The sequence below is a fragment of the Paenibacillus sp. E194 genome (assembly GCF_000935845.1).
GTDB lineage: Bacteria > Bacillota > Bacilli > Paenibacillales > Paenibacillaceae > Paenibacillus_B > Paenibacillus_B alvei_B.
The window spans coordinates 22576-32092 of record NZ_JMDX01000048.1; the positions used below are offsets into that span (position 1 = coordinate 22576).

A 9517-nucleotide genomic window follows, 5' to 3' on the forward strand; every position below is an offset into this window, starting at 1 on the left:
TATAAATACCAGATATACAATTCAAAAACACTATACTTTATACATTGAATATAAGTTAATTACACTTATGTAAGCGCTTTATTTCTAGTAGATTTAAGATGTATTCGAATATAGCACCTCATGGTGCGAGGAGGAGACTTACAGTGGTCAACACGATGAAAAAGAAAATGAAGCTTCTACTCATCACCTCGCTTCTGGCTATTTCCACATTCGGCCCGGTGATGGCTCCCACTGCATATGCGGAGCAGCCGCACACCTCATACTGGCATCCAGCTACTCTCCTAGAGTGGAGCCCAACAACGGACAAGGATGCGAAGTTCAACCGTGGAACGATCTCACTTGCAGATCGGTTCACAGGACAGAAAGTAAATCCGAATGCGCAAGACCAATCCCGGCTTGTTGCTTTGTCGGCGCTGAATGATAATACGAGTGGTGTTCCGTCTCAAGGTACAGGGCAGTTCCGTACCGATGCCTTCGGTTACTGGCAATATGTTGATGTTATGGTGCTGTGGGGAGGTTCAGCTTCCGAGGGCCTGATCGTACCGCCAAGTGCTGATATTATTGACGCGGCACACAAGAATGGAGTTCCGATTCTCGGAACCATCTTCTTCCCTCCAACTGCATATGGTGGCCAATACCAATGGGTGAAACAAATGCTGCAGCAGAAACCGGATGGATCCTTCCCCGTTGCTGACAAACTGATAGAAGCAGCCAGCTACTTCGGCTTCGATGGTTGGTTTATCAACCAAGAGACAGCTGGCGGCAATTCGGCGGACGCCACGAAGATGCAGCAATTTATGCAATACTTGCAAGCGCATAAGCCATCCAATATGCAGATCATGTGGTATGACTCAATGACGAACGGCGGCAACATCAGCTGGCAAAATGAATTAAATGCACGAAATCAAATGTTCCTGCAAAATGGTGCGCAAAAGGTTGCGGACAGTATGTTCCTCAACTTCAATTGGTCTGCTTCGATGCTTCAGAACTCCAAAAATAAAGCGATCAGCTTAAATCGCGATCCGTATGATTTATATGCTGGCATTGATACAGAGGCGAATGGCTACAACACGAACGTCAACTGGGCTGGAATCTTCCCTAGCAATCAGAAAGCTGCTACCTCACTCGGCATTTATCGGCCAGATTGGGCATACCGCAGTTCAACGAGCAATGATGAATTCTATACGAAGGAGATGAAATATTGGGTAGGTCCGAACAGCGACCCACGTAATACGACAACATCTTCGAGCTGGAAAGGGATCGCTAATTACTTTGCTGATAAATCATCGATTCAGCACCTGCCATTCACGACAACCTTTAATACGGGGCACGGCAATCAATTTGCAGTCGATGGTACCGTCTTAAGTATGAAGGAATGGAACAATCGCAGCTTACAGGATGTACTGCCAACGTGGCGTTGGATTACAGAAAGCTCCGGTACAGCATTGAAGCCGAGTTTCGATTGGAGTACAGCTTATTACGGTGGAAGCTCACTGAAGGTGTCCGGCTCATTGAGTTCACAGAACGCAACGCATCTGAAGCTCTATCGAACGAATCTGCCGTTGTCCGGTGATACGGAAATATCCGTTACCTATAAGACAGGACAAGCTGCATCTCATATGAAAGTTGGCGTTTCGTTCGCTGATAATCCGGGTCAATTCGAGTTCTTCGATGTAGGGGATGGGGATACGGGCGTATGGAATACCAAGGAGATATCCGTTGGCAACTTCGCAGGTCGAACTGTTGATGCAATTTCACTGAAGTTCGACAGCAGCATTGCAATTAACAACTACGCGATCAATATTGGGCAATTATCCATTCGAAATACAGGAGATATGTCTGCTCCAGAAGCGGCAACCAATCTGGCTATTGAGGAAGTGGATTTCTCAGGCAATACAGCAGATGCCCGTTTGAATTGGAACGCATCTTCCAGCGGCAATGTGCAAGCGTATGAAGTATATCGAGTGAAGCCAGATGGAACACGTGAGTTCGTAGGGGCGACACCGAATACAGCCTATTATGTTCAACCGATGAGCCGCAACTCTGGGGAGCAGCAAACAACATTAGAAGTGGTGGCGCTAGGAACGAATGGGGTACGAAGTTCCGCTGCTCAAGCAAGCTTTGCATGGCAGGAGGCCCCTTCCACAATGAATTTAGCTCTTAATCAAAATGCTACGGCAGACCGCTTTGTACCCGGTGAGACACCTGCCAAGGCATTTGACGGAACTACAGCAAATAATAGCAAATGGTGTGCAACGGGCTCTGAGCCACACTGGCTGCAGGTCGATCTGGGCTCTATGTATACAGTAGATAAATTTATCGTCAAGCATGCGCAAGAAGGCGGAGAATCAGCAAACTTCAATACTAGAGATTTTAACATTCAGCTAAGTGAAGATGGCGTGAACTGGGTGGATGCTGTGACAGTAAGCGGCAATAGTGCTGGCAAGACGACACATAATATTGCACCAACTTCAGCTCGTTACGCGAAGTTGAACATAACCAAGGCGACACAAGAATCTGATACTGCAGCACGCATCTATGAGTTTGAGGTGTGGGGGCAGTAGCTTCAATCATACAAGCGAGCCCTGACAAAACTGTCAGGGCTTTATTTATCGGTTCAGACGATTCATCCCAGAATCCTCTATCTGAACATGAACGTCAATCCGTTCAAGAGAGTTGGGTGTGAGCTGCAGCGAGGAACCATTATTGTTTTTTTCCAGTAAGAAATGTACTTGCGATATACACAATTTTGTAACGAATAGATGTCGAGCTTTCTGTTCAAACCCTGTTGGAATGTTTGTTGGATGTCGTTTTTTATTTTTCCTTTGCCGCAGCGACGATATATTCTTTGGTCGCATTATCCGTAATTTCTTCGACAGAGCTGAGGACATTGATTACGAGGTAGAACTTAGGGACTTCGCCTTGCAGTGACACCTTAATTGATGCTTTGGGTTTCTTTATTGTAAGAATCGCATCAGGGGTGGTTGGATGCCCTACTCCTATATGTACCTTTTGAATTCGATTTGACATCCAACGCAAGCCAAGTACTTGTTCCTGCTTCATCCAACTTTTATACTTCCCATTTTGAAGGACGAACACTCCATCAAGCTCGTGCTGACTAAATCTCTTTTTGTCCTTCTTCCATTCCTCATTGTTCAGGGAAAGGCTGGGCAATAATACGGTACATCCCGGCTCATTTAGCTGTGCGACCATTTTCATCAACTGCAGTGGAGGAATGTTCGTCTGCTGTTTCAGTACATCGTCCGGGGAATATAGCATAGAAGCGATGGGTGACAAATTGAATGGAATCGATACCGCGAATAGGTCTTCGATTGGAGTTTTGGTTCCATATACCCATGGCGTAAATCGAATTCCTGAAAAACGAAGAAGGGAGTCAACCATCTTATTCACATCTTTTTGCAAGGCACGTTCGCTGAAAATGATTACGGCCGTATGATCCCAGATGATTTGCAGCGTGGAAGCGGCATAAATGTCATTCACTGCTGAGTCGAGTGTATACCCTTCTCCACGTCCAATCCACGTAGGTGTTTTGCTCGAGCTTCTTGTCCCTTCTTGCTTGGCGACATTCGTGAATTCTAAGGAGCTTGTGTACACAATATACTTCCCATTATCATAATCAATACCAAAGGCAGTGACATAGTTCAGATCCTGAACATTTTTAATGTTCCAGCAACCCGTAAGGAGAAAAAATAGGCAAAGCACGCTGATAAGTGACCATAGTTTATTTATACCGTATCTGCGCGGAGATTTTTCCAATATGTGATCAAATACGCTCATTTTGGCTCCTTTCCTTCACGGGTTTTGTCAGTCGTTCGGAGCATGATAGGGCGTCGATTCACAATTTTTACAGGCATTCCAAGAAGCGATTTCAGCATATCCCCGAAAATAGGTGGTGACAGTGGCGATAAGTAGGGTATGCCAAAGGAATGCAGTGACGACAAATAGACTAGCATGGCCATAACGGAAATGAAAAAACCGTACATCCCAAGAATGGACGACACGATTAACACAAACAGACGCAATATACTGACCGTGCCGCTTAGCGACTGATTTACCAATGTAAAGGTAGCTACAGCTGTTACTGCCGCCACAACAAGTGTAGTCGGGGAACTTAGCCCCGCTCGAATCGAGGCATCTCCAACAATGAGTCCACCTACGACGGCAATCGTCTGACCGACAGCTTTTGGCAAGCGAATGCCTGCTTCGCGGAATATTTCAAATAAGCCAAGCATCAATATCATTTCCATTGGAGCGGACAGCGGAAGCCCCAATCGAGAATTCGTTACCGTTGCCAAGAGAGGGAACGGAAGCTGTTCTAAATTGAACGCAATTAGCGCAATCCAAAATCCTGGCATATAGATAGAGACCATTAAGCCGATTATCCGCAGCAGCCTTTGAAACGTTACGAAAAAATACGGAAAATGGATGTCTTCCGGCGATTTTAACGTGAATAGCAAGTTTGCAGGACCAATCAACACCATGGGTGTTCCCTCGACTATGATGATGAATCTGCCTCTGACGAGGGATTGGACTGCGTAATCGGGTCTTCCAATGTAATCAAGTAAAGGAAACAAGGAATAAGGGGAGTCGCCAATCGCTTCACCGAGCTGCGAACTGCTGACGATAGCATCTGTATCGATTGCTTGGATACGATGCTTAATATCGCGCATCATGCTTGGATTTGCAATATCCTCTATATAGAGTAAGGATATTTTGGTTTGGCTTCGGGTGCCAAGGACAAAGGATTCGCACTTCAAAGAGCGGGTTCGCAAGCGCTTGCGGATAAGCGCAATGTTCATTTCACAGCTCTCCGTAAAGCCATCCTTCGGTCCTTTGATTGATATTTCGGTATTGGATTCTTCGGGAGCTCGATTGGGCGGATCTGCAATATCGAGAGAATAGTAGACGTTTAGTTCTTTGAACTCGATAATGAGATGTCCAGCAAACAATAATGTCTCTATGTCATGTACTCTATTCTTTGCCTCGATAGGCTGGATTGCTAATAAGCTATTATGTTTATGAAGTAGATCCTGCACAGAATTGGCATCCTCCAAATTGGCTTTCAACTGGGGGATCACATATTGATTCAACTGTTTAGTGTCTGCCAATCCTTCACAATAGATGAAAGATACAGTGTACGAACGCATGCTTGATCCGAATGAGTAGGTTTTCTTCTGAACATCTGCACAATTCTCCAAAGCACAAAATAACTGTTGAAGGGTGAGCGGCTGGCTTTCTGTCGGATAATCATTTGGTCGTTGATTCAATGTTTTATTTGGTTTCACGGACGATCCCTCCTTTGTATCTGCGCTGCCTATAGTAGGTGAGAAAAGCGAATATTATGGACAGAAAAACAAGCAAATAAGTGACGCTTGGGAAATAGATAATTCTTAACAGATTGACGAATTGAATGTCATCTCGATAAACAACAACAGCTAGGAAAATGATTGCAGCGGTCGCCACGCCAACACCGATCCTCGTATGATGGCTTCGATGAGGGATGGCATCAATGATGAGGAAAATCGCCAAAGCTATTCGGATGAAAGAACCGGATAACCATTGATAAATTGACAAAAAATCAAGATGCTCTATGTATTTGCCTGCGGTTACAATTCTCCACTGCTCGAAGGCTGGATACCGCATGAAAGAAGCATTTACAATCCCAAAGTTAGCGATAGAGCCGATATAAGGGCCGATTGTAAGGCCAGCAAGAATGAACGCCAGCGTAGACATTCCCCGGAATCTTGGTTTATTTGACATGTGCGGCAGCAAGAAAATGATAAGAATCAGCTCGGCCATGCCAGCTCCAATCAGAATGAGCCCATTTATAATAGGAGTAATCCCATGTTCGAATATTGGGAAGATAAGCGAATAATCCTTATATTGAAAGTTAGCACTCATTACGACATATCCGAGAATAATGACGATCGGAAGAAGAATGCCGGCACAGATCGCAATCGAATGTATGCCGATTAAAGCACTGGAGAGGGACAAGAGAATTAATGAACCAGCGATTACTGTCGTTGGGGTATTTGGCAAATATGAGATTTTGGTCCAAGTTGCCGTGTCTTCTAATGTCACAAAAGCCGAGAAGAACAAATACACAATAATCAAAGTTGTAACCATCCATGCGGCAAAGCTGCCACCTAGCGAATGAACCCAAGCGAACAATGGTAGGGGGCGATTCGGCTTGGCTCGAACAGTGATCAAAAGCAGCGGAATCCAGCAGAAGGCGAGTACGAGTGCAATCAATACACTGATCCAACCGTCTTTATGAGCTTCACGCAGCAGTAGAGGAATAACGGTAACGTGATTCATTAGGCCTGTAGACATGATGATAATAAAGCAGGCTTGCAGAAACGTAATAGAATGACGCGGCATGAGGTTTGTTCTCCTTTGTTCGATCTCAAGTCAATTCAGTAACCAATGCGATCATGTATCACCATTATTTTGAGTCGAAGTTAGGAAATTCATCCATGTATTCCTTTCGTGCCGCCCTCCATAATATGCCCGCAGCATAAGTGTAAATCAGAAGCTTCGCTAACCAGAAAAATGAACCTTGCGCTGGAAATTGGAGTAAAAAAACAGCACCGCCTTCTTATCATTGCAGAAAGGCAGTGCTGTTGAACGTTCAACAATCTATAATTTAAGTTCCATTCCATCTTCAGCGATATAGAACGCTCTATCCTGTACGAGCTTTGAGAAAGAACTCGCTCGGTCGTTGACAGGATTCGTGTGATTAAAATGGGTAAAATAAATCTCAGTGTGCTCAGCCAATCCTTGCAGCCGATCCATCGTTTCGGTCATGACAGGATGTGGGATTTCTTTGAAATTGCGTCCCATCCGCTCAATTTCTTCAATCGAATGGAATGTTCCATCCAATAAGCAGATATCTGCTTCCTTCGCTACGTCGTAAATATCACGATCCCATTCGTTCCATCGATCGATGTCTGGAATGTAGAGCAGCTTGCGTGAAGGGCCTTCGATCCAGAACCCGAATGTCTCCGATAACTCATTGCGATGCGGTACTTCAATCGGTGTTATTCGAACGAGAGGAGACAACTGCTCTTGCCGCTCGTGTTGAATGCTGTTCAATTGTATATTATTCAATTCCACCAATTGCGACCAAGGGGCGTTGGTTTCCAGCATCTCCTTCATCTTGTTCCCACTGAAGACAGGAACACCTCTCGCACCGATAGCCTCTCTGCCCAAGAACATCAACCCAGGGTAATGACCAATATGAGCATGGGTCAGCCAAATACTACTCATGAGTTTCCCTTGAAGCTGGTACTTCATCTGTACGGAGGCCATCTGCTCCCGCATATCTGGTGTTGCATCTATAAGATGCCATTGTTTGCGCCCCAGTTCGATAATGGCTAAGGAAGCGGCGCGTCTGCGCGTACCATTGTGCATTGCAGCCATACAATTCTGACAGAAACAATTCGGGTGCGGTACCCCAGCATCTTGTGCTGTTCCGACAATGTTGACGATAACCTCATTCATGTCCGATTCCTCCTGCTGTTACATGATCACCCTTCGCGTGGACAGGATATTCCTTCTTAACAATGGTCCAACCGGTGATCCCGTATAGGATATTAATAAGTGGAACAAGGAAGGCGAAGAAAATGTATGGAATAAATTGTTCCGCACTCACGCCTAGCATGTTTGCAGCGAACACAGCGGGAACTCCCCAGGGTACTAGCGTTATGCCGACTGTTCCGGCGGCTTCCACGCATCTTGATAAATTTTTCGTATCAATATTCATGTCCTTGTAGGTCTGAACGAATGTACGTGTAGGCAATATAATCGCCAGAAATTGTGCGCCACTCGCAAAGGCTACAAGGAAAGTTGATGCAATAGTAGTCGCGATAAGCGAGCTTGAAGTCTTAATTCTGGATACGACAGGCCGAACAAGTGCTTGGAAAATGCATGTCCCTTCGAGCAATCCACCAAGTGCAGTTGCAATGGTCAACAGTCCGATCGTATTCAGCATGGAGACTAGACCGCCGCGATTCAATAAGGAATCGACTGCTTTCACGCCGGATTCGGTATGGAATCCGTTCGTCATTGTGTTTACCATGGATGTGAGGCTATCACCTTGCACGACCATAGAGATTATTCCGCCAATGATGCCTACGAACAGCAATGTCGGCAGAGCCGGAAGTTTCTTAATCATTAAGAATATGGTGAGAACAGGAAGCAACAGCAGTAGGGGGTGGATAATGAACGAATTTTGAATTCCGGTCAGTATCATATCGATATTGGCCGTATCGACCGAACCTTCTACTGTGCGCGTGCCAACTAGGGCATATAAAGCAACTGCAATAATAAATGCGGGAATCGTATCCCACAACATGTGCCGTACGTGGCTGAACAGGTCCGTATCAGCCATTGCTGGTGCAATATTCGTTGTATCGGATAACGGCGACAGCTTATCGCCGAAAAATGCTCCTGATATGACTGCTCCTGCAATTAAGCCAGGGGAGAAGCCCATGCCTTCACCTATGACCATGAATGCCAACCCAATCGTAGCGATGGAAGTGAAGGAGCTGCCGAGCGTAATGGCAACAATGCCAGTCACGATAGCGACTGCTGGAACAAAGAATGAGGGATGAATAAAAGATAAGCCGTAGTAGATCATGGTAGGTATGACTCCACTAGAAATCCATGTTCCAACGATCATCCCGATGACAAGCAAAATGAATATTGCTGGCATTGCTTTGGATACGCCGCTTACCATCATGTCCTGAAGCTCATCCCATTTATAACCGCTAATCACCCCTACTATAACGGTGACGATGATGCCAATCATAAGCGGGATGAACATGCCTGCTTTCCAGATGGAAATCGAGGCAGCACCCGCAGCCATAAGCGCAAGGATAGGTAATAGCGCTAAGCCAATTGATACTTGTCGTTTCATGTTCGTTTCACTCCTTTATGTCGTAGTTGTAGTGGTTGATGCTCATAAGTCGACTTGTTGAACAACCTGTATATATAAAAAAAGAACCTCCATCCCCAAATAGGGACGGAAGTTCCGCGGTACCACCCTGATTAACAAAATAACTTTTGTTCACTCATCTATTTAACGGCATTGCCGGACCGAAGTCAGCTCCCTAATTGTAATTCACTGCATGTCCCGGCTTAGTTCGCACCTTCCACCAAGTCTCTGATTTTCCGCCACAGACAGCTACTGTATTAGTTCTACGCTTTTTGATATTATACTGTTTTGCTTTCTTGCTTTTGGGCTTTCATGTGATAAATCAAATTATAGACCTCTGCCTTCGTTTGTCAACAGTAATTTTTTGATGACTGTGTTAGAGTTCGGATTTTAAACGATTCAGAAAGCGCTTCGCCACGTGCGAAATTTGCTTGTCTGAGGCATGCACCCAGCCATAATAAAATCGCTCTATATTAGGTGATTCCAAGGTTATAGGAATGATTTGCTGACTATCCTCTCTGAACGAATAGTCTATTCCTATCGTCACTGCAATTCCTT

Annotated in this window: 6 protein-coding genes, 1 pseudogene and 1 other annotated feature; of the genes and pseudogenes, 1 reads left to right on the forward strand and 6 read right to left on the reverse strand. The window is 45.2% G+C overall.

Annotated elements, in window-relative coordinates; all coding sequences use genetic code 11:
* Nucleotides 1–143: 143 nt before the first annotated feature.
* The gene (locus AZ66_RS09250; RefSeq protein WP_331436890.1) at nt 144–2564 is read left to right on the forward strand and encodes an endo-beta-N-acetylglucosaminidase; all 2421 of its coding nucleotides are present in this window, start codon (nt 144–146) and stop codon (nt 2562–2564) included.
* Nucleotides 2565–2814: 250 nt separating this feature from the next.
* On the opposite strand, the gene AZ66_RS09255 is transcribed toward AZ66_RS09250, so the two are convergent.
* The 6 genes and pseudogenes from AZ66_RS09255 to AZ66_RS32505 form a co-directional block, all read right to left on the reverse strand.
* Nucleotides 2815–3798: a Ger(x)C family spore germination protein gene (locus AZ66_RS09255; protein WP_044354586.1), complete on the reverse strand. Its 984-nt coding sequence runs from the start codon at nt 3796–3798 to the stop codon at nt 2815–2817.
* The gene (locus tag AZ66_RS09260; protein WP_044354587.1) at nt 3795–5306 is read right to left on the reverse strand and encodes a spore germination protein; all 1512 of its coding nucleotides are present in this window, start codon (nt 5304–5306) and stop codon (nt 3795–3797) included. Before AZ66_RS09260 ends, AZ66_RS09255 begins: the two co-directional genes overlap by 4 nt.
* Nucleotides 5293–6402 (reverse strand): endospore germination permease, encoded by a 1110-nt coding sequence (locus tag AZ66_RS09265; RefSeq protein WP_044354589.1) that lies wholly within the window; start codon nt 6400–6402, stop codon nt 5293–5295. The genes AZ66_RS09260 and AZ66_RS09265 overlap by 14 nt, the downstream gene beginning before the upstream one ends.
* 258 nt (nt 6403–6660) lie before the next feature.
* On the reverse strand, nt 6661–7524 hold the full coding sequence (locus AZ66_RS09270; RefSeq protein ID WP_044354590.1) for an MBL fold metallo-hydrolase: 864 nt from the start codon (nt 7522–7524) through the stop codon (nt 6661–6663).
* A complete protein-coding gene (gene nhaC, locus AZ66_RS09275) occupies nt 7517–8941 on the reverse strand; it encodes a Na+/H+ antiporter NhaC (RefSeq protein WP_044354592.1) in 1425 nt (474 codons plus the stop codon). The genes AZ66_RS09270 and nhaC overlap by 8 nt, the downstream gene beginning before the upstream one ends.
* A 98-nt stretch (nt 8942–9039) precedes the next feature.
* Nucleotides 9040–9234 (reverse strand) — a binding site (T-box leader).
* 101 nt (nt 9235–9335) lie between these two features.
* Nucleotides 9336–9517, reverse strand: a pseudogene (locus AZ66_RS32505) (LysR family transcriptional regulator); the annotation flags it as partial.

Coding starts and splice junctions, on each gene's coding strand:
- nhaC (WP_044354592.1), bottom strand. CDS start 8,941: ATGAAACGACAAGTATCAATTGGCTTAGCGCTATTACCTATCCTTGCG.
- AZ66_RS09265 (WP_044354589.1), bottom strand. CDS start 6,402: ATGCCGCGTCATTCTATTACGTTTCTGCAAGCCTGCTTTATTATCATC.
- AZ66_RS09270 (WP_044354590.1), bottom strand. CDS start 7,524: ATGAATGAGGTTATCGTCAACATTGTCGGAACAGCACAAGATGCTGGG.
- AZ66_RS09255 (WP_044354586.1), bottom strand. CDS start 3,798: ATGAGCGTATTTGATCACATATTGGAAAAATCTCCGCGCAGATACGGT.